Source organism: Mesorhizobium sp. L48C026A00, from assembly GCF_000502375.1.
Classification (GTDB): domain Bacteria; phylum Pseudomonadota; class Alphaproteobacteria; order Rhizobiales; family Rhizobiaceae; genus Mesorhizobium; species Mesorhizobium muleiense.
In genome coordinates this window covers 108,661-123,963 of record NZ_AYWU01000008.1, presented here as the reverse complement: position 1 = coordinate 123,963, position 15,303 = coordinate 108,661, and the positions used below count along the sequence as shown (strand labels likewise).

Below are 15,303 nucleotides of genomic sequence, written 5' to 3'. Positions count from 1 at the left end.
ATGCACGGCACGACTTCAAGCTACGTCATCGAACCGACCGCAATCCCGAGCATCCCGGTGGCGGGAACCGACAAGTTGTTTCCGGTGCACCGGGTCTATTGCGTCGGGCGGAACTATGCCGCGCATGCCGTCGAGATGGGACACGACCCCGACAAGGAGCCGCCATTCTTCTTCCAGAAGAACCCCGACAACCTCGATACGACAGGAGAATTTCCGTACCCTCCGGCCTCTAACGATGTTCATCACGAGATCGAAATGGTCGTGGCGCTGAAGAGCGGCGGTACCGACATCCCGGTCGAAAAGGCTCTGGACTGCGTGTTCGGTTATGGCGTAGGTCTCGATATGACGCGGCGCGACCTGCAAGGGAAGGCGAAGGACATGGGCCGTCCATGGGAGGTCGGCAAGGCCTTCGAGGCATCGGCGCCATGCACGCCATTGGTTCCGGCAAGCTCGACCGGCCATCCCAGCCAGGGCGCGATCTGGCTGGACGTCAATGGTCAGCGAAAGCAGACCGGCGACCTCAACCAGATGATTTGGAAGGTTCCGGAAATGATCAGCTATCTCTCAGGGCTCTTCACGCTGATGCCGGGGGACATCATTCTTTCCGGCACGCCGGCGGGCGTCGGCGCGGTCGTGCGCGGTGATGTTCTTCGCGGTCATATCGATGGCGTCGGCGACCTAGAGGTTCGCGTTGTCTGAAGCGGCCTCGATCATTGAGCGGCTTGCCGCCGGAGCCGACGATGCGCCGGCGATTTCGGCACCCGACAGGATCACGCTCGCGCATGGCGGACTGCGCCGCCTGATCTCCGAGACGGCAGCGCAATTGCATGCACTGGGCCTCGGCCGTGGCGACCGGGTGGCCATCGTGCTGCCGAACGGGCCGGAGATGGCGACGGCCTTTGTCGCAGTGGCGGCGGCGGCGTCGACGGCGCCGCTCAATCCGGCCTACCGGGCCGACGAGCTCGATTTCTATCTGACCGACATCGGCGCCAAGGCGATCCTCGTCGCCGAAGACGAAAGCGGCCCGGCGGTGACCGTGGCCGAGCGCCTCGGCATAGCGGTGCTCAGGCTCACGGCACTGCGTGACGCACCAGCCGGCAGTTTTGAGATCAAGGGCAAACCGGTTGGCCCGTCTGTTTCGCCCGACCTGGCTGAAGACGGCGACATCGCGCTGTTGCTGCACACGTCCGGCACCACGTCACGGCCCAAGCTGGTGCCGCTCAGCCACGCCAATCTCGCCGCCTCGGCCGCCCATATCGGCGCGACGCTCGGCCTGACGGCCGGTGATCGCTGCCTCAACATCATGCCGCTGTTCCACATTCATGGGCTGATCGCGGCGGTGCTGTCCTCGCTCGCCGCCGGCGGCAGCGTCTTCTGCACGCCGGGTTTCAACGCGCTGCGCTTCTTCCATTGGCTGGGCGAGGCGCGGCCGAGCTGGTACACGGCCGTGCCGACCATGCATCAGGCGATACTGCCGCGCGCAACGCGCAATGCCGAGGCATTGGCGGTGGCGCCCTTACGCTTCATCCGCTCGTCCTCGGCATCGCTGCCGCCGCAAGTGATGGCCGAGCTTGAGACGACCTTCGGCTGCCCGGTGATCGAATCCTACGGCATGACCGAGGCCGCGCACCAGATGGCTTCGAACCGGCTGCCGCCTGGCTTGCGCAAGCCGGGCAGCGTCGGCGCCGCCGCCGGACCGGAGGTGGCGGTGATGGCGCCGGACGGGCGATTGCTGCAGCCCGGTGACACCGGCGAGATCGTCATTCGCGGGCCTAATGTCACCGCGGGCTACGAGAACAATCCGGACGCCAATGCCACGGCTTTTGCGCATGGCTGGTTTCATACCGGCGACCAGGGCGTGCTCGATGACGACTTCTATCTGCGCGTCACCGGCCGGCTCAAGGAGATCATCAACCGCGGCGGCGAGAAGATCTCGCCGCTCGAGGTCGACGACGTGCTGATGGACCATCCGGCGGTGGCGCAGGTCGTCACCTTCGCCACGCCGCACGACAAGCTCGGCGAGGAGGTCGCGGCTGCGATCGTGCTGCGCGAGGGCATGGCCGCCACAGAAGGCGACATCCGCAGCTTTGCCGCGACACGGCTTGCCGACTTCAAGGTGCCGCGCACTGTCCTGATCCTGGACGAAATCCCGAAGGGCGCGACCGGAAAGCTGCAGCGCATCGGCCTCGCGACCAAACTCGGTCTTGCCAAACCTGGGCTGGGATAATGCGGATCAGCATTTTTGGCGCTGGCGCGATCGGCGGCTATCTCGCGGCCAAGCTTGCCATGGCCGGCCGCGTCGATCTGTCGATCGTGGCGCGCGGCGCGCATCTCGACGCGATCAGGACGGCCGGTCTTCGCCTGATCGAAGACGGTCATGAAGCCGTCGCCTCGGTCAGGGCCGCCGCGCAGGCGCAGGAGCTAGGCGTCCAGGACTATGTCGTGCTGGCGCTCAAGGCCCATTCGGTCGCACCAGCGCTCGACCAGATCGCGCCGCTGCTGGGCGAGGGAACGGCCGTCGTCACCATGCAGAATGGCGTGCCGTGGTGGTATTTCCACAGGATCGGCGGGCCGCTCGAAGGCACGCGGTTGCAAGCGGTGGATCCCGGCGGGGTGATCTGGGACCGGCTTGGGCCGGATCGCGTCATCGGCTCGGTCGTCTATCCCGCGGCCGAGGTGGATGCGCCCGGCCTGGTTCGCCATATCGAGGGAAAGCGGTTCTCGCTCGGCGAGCCCTCGGGCGAGAAGAGCGAGCGTGTCACGCGGCTTGCCGAGGAGATGGTTGCGGCGGGGCTGCAGACGCCGGTTCGCGACGACATCCGCAGCGAGATCTGGGTGAAGCTGTGGGGCAATCTCTCCTTCAACCCGATTTCCGCGCTGACCGGCAGCACGCTTGCGGCAATCGCTGCCGACGAGGCCACCCGCGCGCTTGCCCGCACCATGATGCTGGAGGCGCAGGCGATCGGCGAAAGCCTCGGCGTTCGTTTCCCGATCTCGGTCGACCGCCGCATCAAGGGTGCCGGCGACGTTGGCGAGCACAAGACCTCGATGCTGCAGGATCTGGAGCGTGGCCGGCCGATGGAGATCGACGCGCTGGTGACGGCGGTCCAGGAACTCGGCCGGCTGACCGGCCAGCCGACGCCGACCATCGACAGCGTGCTGGCGCTGGTGCGCCGCCTCGCCATCGAGCGCGGCTGCTATCTGGTATGAGACATTTTTATCAGGCGCTCGCCTTGAGGAGGTGGGCGAACGCCCTTGTGAAGAAAGAAGCTTCACAGCCTTTTTGTCAAAGGAAACGAAGACTTCCCCGCCTAGCCAGCTACCATCATAGGCAATCACACCATCAGCAAAATCACCGCCAGCATCAGGGACCGATAGGCCAGCTTCAACTGCGGGTCGATTGACCACGACATTTTCCGTGTTCAGCAGGGCACGGATCGCGGCGGAAATGTCTTCACAGGCAGTCTTGGATTGGCGCGCCAAGACCCACGTGAATTCACAAAGGGACTGTAAGCTTACAGCCACGATTTCAGCACTTGCCAGCAACTCGACAGCGGCACTCGCCTGCTTGGCGTCGTCAGCCACATAGGCGCGGAGCGGAACATTCGTATCCAGCCGTGATCTTCATTCCTTGCCCGTCCCGGTGGCGGCACCAGCCTCGGCAATTGCCTCATTGATTTCCTCAATAGTGAGGGCTTGGCCATTCGTCTTGCCTTTCAGGAAGCCATGAAGGTCCCGAAACGATCCCATCGGCCGCGATGCCTTTAGCTCTGCGCGGCCATACGGCAGCAAATCCAGTTCGATTTTATCTCCTGGCTTGATGCCGAGGTGTTGAAGCACTTCTTTCCGAAAAGTGACCTGCCCCCGTGCCGTTACGGTCAGTGTCGTCATGGCAGAATCTCCTGATTGGCAGCAAACGTAATGCAAAAGCCCATTACATACGAGCACCGGCCTTACCCGGCCGACTCGATCTCCACTTGACGCTCCAGTTTGTTCCTGTTTTGTTTCACGCCTTCGTTGCATCAAAAGCGGGCGACAATTGCAGGCCAGCAAGCGCTCTACTTGGAATTAGCCTGAACAGAAGGATCATATGACCACCGCGGAAATTGCCAAGGATTTCACAGATCTGCTCAAGCAAGGTCAGAACGATGTTGCGGCTGAAAAGTACAATGCCGACGACATCGTCAGCTACGAAGCAATGGAAGGGCCGATGGCGGTCTGCAATGGCAAGGAGGCCGTGAAGCAGAAGGGCCAGTGGTGGGAGGAGAACAACGAAGTTCATGACGGCTCGGTCGAGGGCCCATATGTCAACGGCGACCAGTTCGCAGTGCGCTTCAAGTTTGACATAACGCCCAAGGCTACAGGCGAGCGTGTCAGCATGGATGAGGTTGGTCTGTACACGGTCAAGAACGGCAAAATTGCCGAAGAGCGCTTCTATTATTGAGGCTGAAACCGGATTTCCAGAACCCTGAGATGCTCGACCAAGGAGGGCAGGCCATATCGAACGGCTGAGCTGGCTCGCTGACCGAGGCGGGGCTTCTGTTCAGTCGCTCGACAGCTCGGCGGCCGCGTTGGATTGGCAAGCGCCCGGAAGACACGGTCGATCGACTGCTGGCTGGTGGAGTGCAGGTTTGTTGCCACGGTCATGTCGTCTCCTCGCGTCACATGCCTGCGGGGCTGGCAATGCTTGAACGGTGGTTTAGGGTGCGGCTGATTCGATGAGCGACCAGCCCGAGGGCCAAAATATTGACGATCACCATGTACGGCATCACCAATTGCGACACGATCAAAAAGGCGCGCATCTGGCTGGAAAGCCACGATGTCGCCTATCGTTTTCACGACTACAGGGTCGAGGGGCTGGAGGCGGATAGGCTCGACGGCTGGTCCAGCAAGGTCGGCTGGGAAACCCTGCTCAACAAGTCGAGCACGACGTTTCGCGAACTGTCGGACACGGACAGGCTGAGCCTCGACGAGAGGAAGGCCAAGGCGCTGATGCTGGCCAAACCGACGATGATCAAGCGGCCGGTCCTCGATCTCGGCGATCGTATCCTCGTCGGCTTCAAGCCTGATGTCTATCAGCAGGCGGTAGGTGGGTTGAAGTAGCCGGACGGACGCTTTTCACGCTCCAGTTCGCCAGGCGAATTGGGTCGCGGAAAAGACCTTGGCCTGCCTGGCCGAGAGCGCGTCCCACGCTGCGCGGCAGCTGGGGTCGGGCTCGATTGTCTCGGCAATGCTCGTCATCGCATCCGCAGCCTCAGCAAAACTTTCGAACCATCCGATGCCGACCGCCGCGCTGATCGCTGCGCCGAGCGAGGAGGCTTCGGCATTGTGACCCTTATGGATCGCGATCCCGGTCGCGTCCGCAATCATCTTTGTCCAAAGCCTGCTGTTGGCGCCGCCGCCGATCGCCACCATTTGCGCCGGCGAAAGACCATGGCTGCGCATCTCTTCGAGAGCCCGGGCGGTTTGCAGCGTCATTGCCTCGAGCCCTGCACGATAAAAATGACCGAGCGTGTGCGAGGGGTGCATGCCGATGAAGCTGGCGCGTGCGCTCGGATCCCAGTGCGGGTCCATGCAGCCGACCAAGGTGGTGCCGGCGAGAAGTCCGTCCGCGCCGATCGGCACGGCCGCCGCTTCCCTTTCGAGGCGGTCGAAGATCGCCGGATCGGAGCGCCCGCCGGCAAACATGTCGACGAACCAGTTGACGAAATAGACACCCGCCCGCTGCACGGCCTCGAGGAAATAGCCATCGCCGGTTGGCGAGGTCATGGTGCGCCAGAAGGCGCCGACCACCGGTTCTGGCGACCAGATTCCCGCGATGATCGCGGTTCCGAGATTGAGATAGACGACGCCGTCGCGCATGGCATTGACGCCGAGCCCGGCGCATTGCCCATCGCCGCCGGCGGCAATCACCGGCGTTCCTTCCGAAAGGCCGGTTGCGGCGGCGGCTGCGGCATGAACGGTCCCGACTCGCGTGCCGGACCGCACCGCATTGGGAAGTTGCGACGGCTTGATGCCGAGATGATCGAGGATCGGCTGCGACCATGCCTTGCGCGAGATGTCGAAGAGACCGAACGGATCGGCGCTGGTCCAGCTCGCGCTTGGCGTTCCCGTCAGTCTCAGCGTCAGATAGCCATGCACGTCGAGGATTTTGTTCGCCTGGTCCAACCGTTCCGGCTCGTTCTCGCGCAGCCATTTCAGGCGATAGACGACCGGCGTCACGTCGATCGGCTTACCGGTGATCTGGTGCAGTCGCTCACGGCCGATCTCCGCCGCGAAACGGTCGACCAGCCCGGCGGCGCGTTCATCGAGCCACAGGCTGGCGGGTCCGATCGGCGCGCCGGCGCCGTCGATGAGGGCAACGGTCTCGCGCTGGTTGGAGATCGCGATCCCGGCGATGCGTGTCGCGTCGACCGCGTCGACAAGCTGTCGCAGCGCCGCTGTTGCGGCCCGCCACCAGTCGGTGACCTCCTGCTCGACATAGTCCGGCCTCGGCTTCATCAGCTCGAGCGGCGCCCGGCCTTCCGCCACGGCTCGTCCGTCGCTGCTCCAGGCAATCGCCTTGCAGGATTGCGTGGAACTGTCGAGGCCGACGACAAGCGGTCCGTCGCTGCTGCCCATGATTGTCCTCCCGAGACGATGACTTCCACCGGTGCTGGTTACCGGTTATTCCAAGAGACTGTTCGCGGTGGCCATGTCGGTGACAAAATGTGTCGCATATCCGCCGCCGAGCCCGGCCCTGATCGCCGCCATCTTGCGGGCGCCACCGGCGGCGCAGATGCGGACTGGCACCGCTTTCAGTTCGTCGAGTGTGATGCCGACGGTGCGTCCGTCGAGCGGCGTTGCAAAAGCAGTTCCCTGAGCGTCGATGAACCGCCCGATGATGACCCCGAGCGCGCCCTGCTCGATCATGCCGGCAAGTGCGTCGGCATCCGATATCCCGGCTCGGGCATAGGTGCTCTCCGGCCCGATATCGCCGATCCCGAAGATGACCTTGCCGGCGGCACGGATCATGCGGAACTGGTTGACGAGCATCGGCTCCTGCATGAGTTCATCGTGCAGTTCGTCGGTGGAGACGATCGCCGGGGCAAGCAGGTTGATGCAGCGGGCGCCGAGCCGATTGGCCATCAGCGAGGTGCAGAATTCCGGCGAGAAATCGCTGGTCCCGATCGAGCTTCCCGAGAGCTGGACGACGGTGAGGTTCCGATCATGCCGTAGTCGTGGGATCGAGCGGGCGGCAGCGAGCACCGTTTTTCCCCAGGCAACGCCGATCGTGTCACCCGGATCGACCATCGACGCCAGCAACCGTCCTGCCGCTTCGCCGATGCGGCGGTCGGCATCGTTGGGATCGAGGTCGGGGATGACCGCCGCGCCGCGAAGCCCGTATTTTTCCATGAGACGCCGCGAGGTCAAGGTGCGGGCAAAAGCGTCGTGGTCGACCTGCACGGCGACAAGTCCGCTTTCGCGCGCCTCCTGCAGATAGTGCACCACGCTCGCCCTGGAGACGTTCATGACCTTGGCGACGTCGCTCTGGTTGAGCTGGTCGACATAGTAGAGCCAGGCAGCCCACGCCACCGCGCTGTCGAATTCGGGCGGCAGTGCCGAGAGCCCAGATGGTCGGACCACGTCGATGTCGGCGTTGGCATTCATGTCCCTTTTTCCGCAGGTTTGCAGAACGAAGTCAAGCGTCGCGGGCAAATGCTTGACAAAAGACAGTGATAGGTGACTATTGTTCGACAACGCCAACGCTCCTGCGCCTCGATTACAGGGTCGCCAGCATGAGGACGTCATGACCAATCCGGCAGCCGGATCTTGGACGGCATTAATCGACGACATTCTGGACGGGCGCTGGACCAACCCGGAGACCGGTGAAAAGGCCGTGGTGCCGTATGACCGGATTGTCATCGAAGAAAGCCTCGACGGGCGGGCGGCCGATCTGGTTTCGGAACTCGATCTGGGTGAGCGGTTCACGGTCGTTGCGGATGCCGCCACCTATGAGGCGCTTGGCGAACGCGTTGCGCGCGAACTGAAGACGCTCGGCCCCGTCGATGTGGTGATCCTGGATCACCCACATGCCGACATGGCCAATGTCGAAAGCCTGGCCGTCAAACTCGCCGATGCAGACGCTGTGGTCGCGGTCGGTTCTGGGACGATCAACGATCTCTGCAAGTTCGTCACCGGAAGGAATGGACGGCGCTATTGCGTGTTCGGGACGGCCGGTTCGATGAACGGCTACACATCGACGACTGCGTCCATCACACTTGAAAGCGGCCTGAAGGTATCGCTGCCTTCCCACGCCCCATCAGGCTTTTTCGTCGATCTTGGCGTCTCCGCTGCCGCCCCGACCTATCTGTCGGCAGCGGGGTTCGGTGACTGCCTTTGCCGCTCGGTCGCCCAGATCGACTGGTGGATGTCGCACCGCCTGCTTGGCACGGCCTACCATCAGGTCCCGTTTCTCATCCAGGAAAAGGATGAGGCGGCGCTCAACCAGCGTGCGGCAAAGCTTGCCGAACACGACATCGAGGCCAATGGCTACCTCTATCGCGTGCTGACGCTCTGCGGTCTCGGAATTTCCTTCACCGGCGTCTCCAATCACGGTTCCATGGGCGAGCATCAGATATCGCACTACATCGACTGTTTCGCCGGCGAGCGTCACCCCGGCACGCTGCACGGCACCCAGGTCGGCGTCGCTTCGCTCACCATGGCGCGATTGCAGCAGGCAATGCTTGCAAGCGACAAGCCGCCGTTGGTGAAGGCGACGAAGATCGATCCTGACGACATGATCCGTCGCATGGGCCCGGCTGTCGCCGCACAATGTCTCGACGAACTGAAGAAGAAGGCCTTCGACGAGACTTCCGCCGCGGCATTCAACGAGCGGTTGCAGGAGCTCTGGCCGACACTCAGGCAGGAGCTCAAGCAATTCATGGTGCCTGTCGACGAGATGCAGCGCCTGCTGAAATCGACCGGCGGGCCGATTTCAGCGGGCGAATTGGGCACGCCGGCCGATTTCTATCGCGAAGCCGTCGTTCATTGCCGGGAGATGCGCAATCGCTTCTCGTTCCTCGACATTGCTGCGGATGCAGGAATGCTGGAGGATTTTGCGCGTGGGGAAGCCTGACCGGATGCGCGACCTCGCCGAATTCGGACCCGAAACTGCATCGCGCATTCGCGGCGTCTTCTGCGATATCGACGACACCTTGACCACTGAGGGTCGTCTTCCGGCCGACGCCTACCGTGCGCTCGAACGCTTGCACGAGGCGGGCCTTGTCGTTGCTCCCATTACCGGGAGACCGGCAGGCTGGTGCGACATGATTGCCCGGTTCTGGCCGGTCACCGGCGTGGTAGGCGAAAATGGCGCTTTTTACTTCGCTTATGATCAGGCAACGCGAAAGATGATCCGGGTTTTCGCGGCAAGCGCTGACGAACGCCGGGAAAACAGGCGCAGGCTCACCGAACTGGAAAAGCGCATTGTCCAGGAGGTGCCGGGTTCGGCAGTATCCGCCGACCAGCAATATCGCGAAGCCGACCTGGCCATCGACTTTTGCGAGGATGTTCCGGCGCTGCCGCTGTCCGATGCCAGGCGCATCAAGCAGATTTTCGAGGAGGCCGGCGCTGTCGCCAAGATTTCGTCGATCCATGTGAACGGCTGGTTTGGCCGATACGACAAGCTGGCGATGACGCGCCGCTTTGCAAGCGAGAGGCTGGGAACCGATCTCGTTGCTGAAAGGCAGGCCTATGCTTTCGTTGGAGACAGCCCGAACGACGCCCCGATGTTCGGGTTCTTTCCGAACGCGTTCGGGGTCGCGAATGTGGTGGATTTCCAGGGACAGATCGACGCCGAACCCGCTTTCGTCGCCAGGTCGCGGGGTGGCCGCGGCTTCGTCGAGATTGCCGATATGATCCTGGCGAACCGGAGGTCGGGATTGGGCTGATCGGCGGGCGCGAAAAATGCGGACTGCAATAGACGCAAAAAAAAGGATGTTCTGCAGGCGATGGAACCGAACCAGGGACGGCTTAGGCAAGCGGGCGCGATGCGCCAGGCAACATCGCACGGCAGCTTCGGCTGCCGCCGCAACCCCGGCCGGTCACAGCGAACTGCCCGTCCCCTGGTCGGTGATGAGGCCGGTGAAGAATCCCTTTTCCAAGAGCTTGGTCATGATGCCGACCTTGTTCTTTCCGCCGGAAACGAGGATGCGCTTGGGAATGTTCAGCGTGTCGCGAGGATAGACCCCGACAATGCGCTCGTTGACGGGATGGTCGATGAGTTCGGCGTCCCGGTCGAAGAAATAGCCGAGAAAGTTCCCGATCGGCTTCAGTCTCAGGATATCGTCGAATTCCTCGTCGGTCATGTAACCGACGCTCCGCAGCGTCGAACTGGTTGTGCCGCCGACGCTCATCAGCGCAAGGTCGGCGTTCAGCGCCTTCTGGATAACCTCGCGCGCGCTCGGTTGCTGCAGGATCGTCTCACGGCTTTCACGGCTGTCGCAGATGATGGGTCCGGGGAGATAATAGGATTCGGCCTGGGTGCGCTGGGCAAAGACGGCGGCCGCGTCGTATTTGTCGATCGACGACCGGCGCGACAGCGAGCCGAGAAGCGGCACGACGGTAACGTTTCTGAGCGCCACCGGCTCGATGTTGGAAGCGAGCCATCGCATGGTTCGGCCCCACGCCATGGCGACCGTCATGTCGTCCCTGAGCAGCGTCTCGACGGTCTGCGCGGCATAGATGCCGATCACTTCGGAGAGCCCGAGTTCCGACCCGGTGTCATCAGGTGTGACGCTGCATATGTCGAGCCGGTACTTCCGCCTGAGCTGTTCTTCCATTTCGAGCGCCTGGGACGTCCCGGCATTGATGCGGATCGAGACGATGCCGCGCTCCTTCGCCTCCGCCAGCAGCCTGTGGATCTTGGTGCGGTTGATCTGCAGCCGCTCGGCGATGGCCTGCTGCGTTTCGCCCAGCACGAAATACTGATGGGCAACCCGTGCCAGCAGACCGATCGACGTCATGAGGGTCCTCCGATGCTTGTGGCGCACCCATCCGAATGCCGCTGTAGCCGGCCAACAAGTGCTTGCCACAGACAGGGCGACGATATAGCATTTGAACAAATGCACAAGATATGAACATTTGTGCATCGCAAAACGAAGCGGTTCGGGAGGAACGCGTGCGGGTTGCCCAAGCCAGACGTTTCGTCATTTCGGATCACCCGCTGCCCTGGCTGCTGCCGCTGGTGGCGATCCTGCTTGTCTTCACCGTGTATCCTCTCATCTACAACATCTGGCTGAGCTTCCATGAGTTCGTCCCGCGCCGGCGGGCGCTCGAATTCGTCGGAACGGAAAACTGGGTGCAGCTGTGGAACGACACGCGGTTCTGGCAGTCGCTCGTCATCACCTTCACCTATTTCGCCATCGCGCTGATCTTCGAGCTGGTGCTCGGCATGGCGATCGCGCTGCTCCTCGACAGCGACGGCTTCGGTTTCGGATTCCTGCGCGGCGTGCTGACGATGACGCTCGTCATTCCGCCAGCCATTGTCGGCATGATGTATCTGCTGATGGAGGATCCGCAGTTCGGGGTGATCAGCTATCTCCTGCAGTCGATCGGACTGCTCAATTCGAACAACCCCATCCTCGCCACCGCGTCGACCGCGCTTGCCGGCGTTCTCGTCGCGGAAATCTGGCAGTGGACGCCGTTCATGGTGCTCATCTTCCTCGCCGGTCTCAGGGCGCTGCCGCCGGAGCCTTACGAGGCCGCGATGATCGACGGCGCTTCATCGTTCCAGATCTTCCGGCGCATCACCTTGCCGATGATGTCGAAGGTGATCGCCATCGCCGTGCTGGTCCGCGGCATCGATCTGTTCCGCGTCTTCGACTACGTCTTCGTCATGACCTCCGGCGGGCCGGGAGCGTCGACTTATTCGCTGTCCCTCTATGCATGGCAGCAGACGTTCAGCTTCGTAAAATGGGGCTATGGAGCCACGCTCAGCCTCGTCACCCTGGTGATCATCCTCGTCATTGCCAACCTCTTCATCCGTATCGCCAAGGTGAGGTGGTAGAATGAACGGCTCCTTCTCGACCCGCATGCTTCGCACCATCGCCGCCTGGGTTGTGGTCGCGATCTTCTTCTTTCCGATCTACTACTGGACGTCGGTGGCGTTCAAACACGGCAACGACATCTTCAACCGGCCGCCGAAACTGTTCGCCTTCACGCCGACCTTCGACAATTTCCAGAAGGTGTTCGGGATTTCGCTGGGCAGCGGCGGCATCACCGTGACGCCGGGCGGCGGCAATTTCTACATGGCGCCGCGCGTCTGGGATTCGATTGTCATCGCGACGCTGTCGACCGTGCTCGCTGTCGCCATCGCCACGCTTGCCGCCTATGCCCTGTCGCGCATGAACTTCCGCGGCCGGCACAGTTTCGTCGGCTGGGTGTTGTCGACGCGCATGATGCCGCCCGTCGCGGTCGCGGTGCCGATGTTCTTCATCTACAAGAATTTCGGTCTCATCGACACCTATACCGGCATGGTGCTGATCCACGCGCTGATGAACCTGCCGCTCGCCGTCCTCCTGATGAAGAGCTTCTTCGACGACATTCCTTCCGAGATCGACGAGAGCGCGATCGTCGATGGCGCCAGCCGCTTCATGATTTTTCGCAGGATCGTGCTGCCGATGGCCAAGGGCGGCATCGCCGCCACGGCGGTGCTCTGCTTCATCTTCAGCTGGACCGAATTCCTGTTTGCGCTGACCCTGACCACCACGTCGCTCAAGACCGTGCCTGTCGTCTCGTCGACCTTCGTCACCTCGATCGGCACCGCCTGGGGCAACATGGCCGCGCTTGGCGCCGCCTCCATCATTCCCGCTTTCATCTTCATTCTGTTGGTTCAGAAGCACCTCGTGCGCGGTCTCACGATGGGATCGTTGAAACAATAGATGGGAGGCTCGAATTCGCAGCCTTGAGAAAATCGCGAATTAAACCGGAGGAGTAGACAATGAAAGACAGCATCAGAAAGACGCATCTTGCCTCTGTCACCGACCGCTTCGTTCGCGGACAGATGGACCGCCGCTCGTTTCTTCGCGCAGCAGGCATTCTCGGCCTCGGCGCCGGCGCGCTCGGCATGGGCCTGGGGCGACGTCCGTTCTACGGCATCAGCCAGGCATCGGCTCAGGAGCAGGAACTGAAGCCCAGCGCCGAAATCACCAAATGGCTCTCGGATGTCGGCAAGCCCTTTGCCGGAACGACGCTTCGTCTCGCCACCGAATCGACGCCGCCGTCGAATGCCATCGCCACGCAGCTCAAGCAGTATTTCGAGGAGGCCACCGGCATCAAGGTCGAGATAGAAGTGCTGCCGCTCGAGCAGGTGCTGCAGAAGCTGACGCTCGACGTGGCCTCGAGCCTCGGCACTTACGACCTCTACTATATCGACCAGAGCTGGGCGGCGAGCTTCAGCCAGGACGTCTTCGACCCGCGCGAGCAGCTCAAGAACGCCGACTTGGCAATGCCGAACTACAACATCGACGACTTCCTGAAGCCGCTCGTCGACGGTATCGCCATGTACGAGGACCGCATGGTCGGCGTGCCCTACGACATCCCAATCTTCATCATGCAGTACCGCAAGGACGTCTGGGACGAGCTCAAGCTGCCGCCTCCGGCGACGCTGGACGATTTGCTGAAGGCATCTGCGGCGATCACCGACGCCAAGGGCCCGGACATGTACGGCACCAGCGGCCAGATGAAATCGGGCCATTACAGCCTCGAATGCGATTGGACGGCGTGGCTTTGGGGCCATGGCGGTTCGATTTTCGGCCCCGACGGCAAGTTCACTGGCAATGACGACGCCGGCTTGGCCGCCATGGCCTACTGGGACAAGCTCAAGGCGACGATGCCGCCCGGCGTCGACGGCTGGACATGGGATGGCGAGGGCCAGTCGGTCGGCCAGGGCGTCGCCGCCTCGATGCTGTCCTGGGGCGAATTCTTCCCGTTCTTCGACGATCCCAAGGCCTCCAAGGTCTCGGGCCTGATGGAAGCGATGGTTCCGCCGAAACCTGCCGCGACGCTGCGCACCGTCGAGCAGACCGGGTTCGGCGAAATTCCGGGCGTTGGTCACCAGGGCGGCTCTTCGCTCGCGGTATCGAAATACTCGAAGAGCCCGGACGCCGCCTGGATTTTCATGCAGTGGGCGACCTCAGCCGATACCCAGGCGCTGATAACCGTTCTGGGCGGCGGTACCGGGCCAACGCGCACCAGCGTCTATGACGATCCGCGCGTGCTGGCCAATGCGCGTGTCGGCGCCGGCACGACCCGCCACTTGCCGGTCGTGCGCGACACCATCGCCAACTACATGGGATCCGAGCCCGACCTGCCGGCGTGGGCAGAACTCTCGAGCGACATGATCCCGGTTGCGCTGGGCAAATACTTCGCCGGCCAGTCGGGCTCGGCCAAGGAGTCACTCGACGCCCTGAAAACCCAGGTCGACGATCTCGTCGCCAAGGGCTGAGTCTTCCCCCGGGCTGGCTGCCCTAGGGCCGCCAGCCCGGCGTATCGACAATTTTCGATTGAGGAAAGTCATGGCTGGAAAACAGCTCGTAGCAGTGACAGGAGCCAGTTCTGGTATCGGCGAGGCGGTCGCCAAGGCGTTTTCGCGCGCCGGCCACCCTGTTCTAATGATGGCCCGCCGTCTGGAGCGCATGGAGGCGCTCAACCTGCCCGACAGCATGGCCCGGCAGGTCGATGTCCGCGACCGCGCCGCGATCGCAGCCGCCGTGAAGGAGGCGGAAGCCGAGTACGGACCGGTCGACATGCTGTTTGCCAATGCCGGCATAGCGCGTCTCGCCGACATAGGGCGCCAGCCGCCCGAGGAATGGGACGAGATGATCGACATCAACACCAAAGGCGTGCTGAATTCGGTCCACGCCGTGATGTCGGGCATGATGGAGCGCCGTCATGGAACGCTGTTCATGATGAGTTCGATCGCCGGCCGAAAAATCTATCCGGATCATACGGTCTACTGCGGGACGAAATTCTTCGTTCACGCCGTGTCGGAATCGCTGCGCGACTATCTTTCCGACTATGACGTCCGCGTCGTCGTGCTTTCGCCCGGGGTGATCGAAACCGAAGTTCTGAGCGGCGTCCTCGATCCGCAGACGCTCGCCAACTACAAGGCCAACAAGCTCAAGATCGGCGGCGGCATCGGCCCGGAGCACGTCGCAGACCTCATGCTGCACGCCTACCTGATGCCACAGAACGCTCTCGTGCAGGAAATCGTCATCACACCGACCAGGCAGAAATACTGACGACCCTGACCCGGGCGTC

Annotated in this window: 15 protein-coding genes and 1 pseudogene; 11 read left to right on the top strand and 5 right to left on the bottom strand. The window is 62.5% G+C overall.

Features of this window, described 5'->3' with window-relative positions; genetic code table 11:
• The 3 genes from X738_RS58870 to X738_RS58860 are packed head-to-tail and all read left to right on the top strand — an operon-like array spanning position 1 to position 3,210.
• Positions 1–699 (top strand): fumarylacetoacetate hydrolase family protein, encoded by a 699-nt coding sequence (locus tag X738_RS58870; protein WP_031255013.1) that lies wholly within the window; start codon positions 1–3, stop codon positions 697–699.
• The gene (locus tag X738_RS58865; RefSeq protein WP_023799431.1) at positions 692–2,227 is read left to right on the top strand and encodes an acyl--CoA ligase; all 1,536 of its coding nucleotides are present in this window, start codon (positions 692–694) and stop codon (positions 2,225–2,227) included. The genes X738_RS58870 and X738_RS58865 overlap by 8 nt, the downstream gene beginning before the upstream one ends.
• On the top strand, positions 2,227–3,210 hold the full coding sequence (locus X738_RS58860; protein ID WP_023799430.1) for a 2-dehydropantoate 2-reductase: 984 nt from the start codon (positions 2,227–2,229) through the stop codon (positions 3,208–3,210). The genes X738_RS58865 and X738_RS58860 overlap by 1 nt, the downstream gene beginning before the upstream one ends.
• A gap of 39 nt (positions 3,211–3,249) precedes the next feature.
• Here X738_RS58860 and X738_RS82675 read toward each other — a convergent pair.
• Together X738_RS82675 and X738_RS58855 are read right to left on the bottom strand one after the other, a co-directional pair.
• Positions 3,250–3,615, bottom strand: a pseudogene (locus X738_RS82675) (type II toxin-antitoxin system VapC family toxin); the annotation flags it as partial.
• Between the two features lie 9 nt (positions 3,616–3,624).
• Complete coding sequence (locus tag X738_RS58855; protein WP_023799429.1) at positions 3,625–3,891, bottom strand: AbrB/MazE/SpoVT family DNA-binding domain-containing protein; 267 nt, start codon at positions 3,889–3,891, stop codon at positions 3,625–3,627.
• A 199-nt stretch (positions 3,892–4,090) separates the two neighbouring features.
• Between X738_RS58855 and X738_RS58850 the strand changes: the two genes are divergently transcribed.
• Positions 4,091–4,444 carry a nuclear transport factor 2 family protein gene (locus X738_RS58850; protein ID WP_023799428.1) on the top strand — a complete coding sequence of 118 codons (354 nt, stop codon included), beginning with the start codon at positions 4,091–4,093 and terminating at the stop codon, positions 4,442–4,444.
• 302 nt (positions 4,445–4,746) lie between these two features.
• Positions 4,747–5,103 (top strand): ArsC family reductase, encoded by a 357-nt coding sequence (locus tag X738_RS58845; protein ID WP_031255011.1) that lies wholly within the window; start codon positions 4,747–4,749, stop codon positions 5,101–5,103.
• Between the two features lie 15 nt (positions 5,104–5,118).
• Here X738_RS58845 and X738_RS58840 read toward each other — a convergent pair whose 3' ends face one another.
• Positions 5,119–6,621, bottom strand: coding sequence for a xylulokinase (locus X738_RS58840; RefSeq protein ID WP_023799426.1), 1,503 nt, complete (start codon positions 6,619–6,621; stop codon positions 5,119–5,121).
• Between the two features lie 45 nt (positions 6,622–6,666).
• The gene (locus X738_RS58835; protein ID WP_023799425.1) at positions 6,667–7,650 is read right to left on the bottom strand and encodes a sugar-binding transcriptional regulator; all 984 of its coding nucleotides are present in this window, start codon (positions 7,648–7,650) and stop codon (positions 6,667–6,669) included.
• Positions 7,651–7,789: 139 nt separating this feature from the next.
• On the opposite strand from X738_RS58835, the gene X738_RS58830 reads away from it, so the two are divergent.
• Both X738_RS58830 and X738_RS58825 read left to right on the top strand, forming a co-directional pair.
• The gene (locus X738_RS58830) at positions 7,790–9,118 is read left to right on the top strand and encodes a sn-glycerol-1-phosphate dehydrogenase (protein ID WP_023799424.1); all 1,329 of its coding nucleotides are present in this window, start codon (positions 7,790–7,792) and stop codon (positions 9,116–9,118) included.
• Positions 9,119–9,122: 4 nt separating this feature from the next.
• A complete protein-coding gene (locus X738_RS58825) occupies positions 9,123–9,932 on the top strand; it encodes an HAD-IIB family hydrolase (RefSeq protein ID WP_023799423.1) in 810 nt (269 codons plus the stop codon).
• Positions 9,933–10,085: 153 nt separating this feature from the next.
• On the opposite strand, the gene X738_RS58820 is transcribed toward X738_RS58825, so the two are convergent.
• Positions 10,086–11,006, bottom strand: a complete 921-nt coding sequence (locus X738_RS58820; protein ID WP_023799422.1) for a sugar-binding transcriptional regulator — start codon at positions 11,004–11,006, stop codon at positions 10,086–10,088.
• Positions 11,007–11,161: 155 nt separating this feature from the next.
• On the opposite strand from X738_RS58820, the gene X738_RS58815 reads away from it, so the two are divergent.
• The 4 genes from X738_RS58815 (at position 11,162) to X738_RS58800 (ending at position 15,284) form a co-directional block, all read left to right on the top strand.
• Positions 11,162–12,049 carry a carbohydrate ABC transporter permease gene (locus X738_RS58815; protein WP_031255008.1) on the top strand — a complete coding sequence of 296 codons (888 nt, stop codon included), beginning with the start codon at positions 11,162–11,164 and terminating at the stop codon, positions 12,047–12,049.
• 1 nt (position 12,050) lies between these two features.
• The gene (locus tag X738_RS58810) at positions 12,051–12,923 is read left to right on the top strand and encodes a carbohydrate ABC transporter permease (RefSeq protein ID WP_023799420.1); all 873 of its coding nucleotides are present in this window, start codon (positions 12,051–12,053) and stop codon (positions 12,921–12,923) included.
• Between the two features lie 59 nt (positions 12,924–12,982).
• Positions 12,983–14,488: an ABC transporter substrate-binding protein gene (locus tag X738_RS58805; protein WP_023799419.1), complete on the top strand. Its 1,506-nt coding sequence runs from the start codon at positions 12,983–12,985 to the stop codon at positions 14,486–14,488.
• A gap of 70 nt (positions 14,489–14,558) precedes the next feature.
• Positions 14,559–15,284: an SDR family oxidoreductase gene (locus X738_RS58800; RefSeq protein WP_031255006.1), complete on the top strand. Its 726-nt coding sequence runs from the start codon at positions 14,559–14,561 to the stop codon at positions 15,282–15,284.
• Positions 15,285–15,303 lie beyond the last annotated feature (19 nt).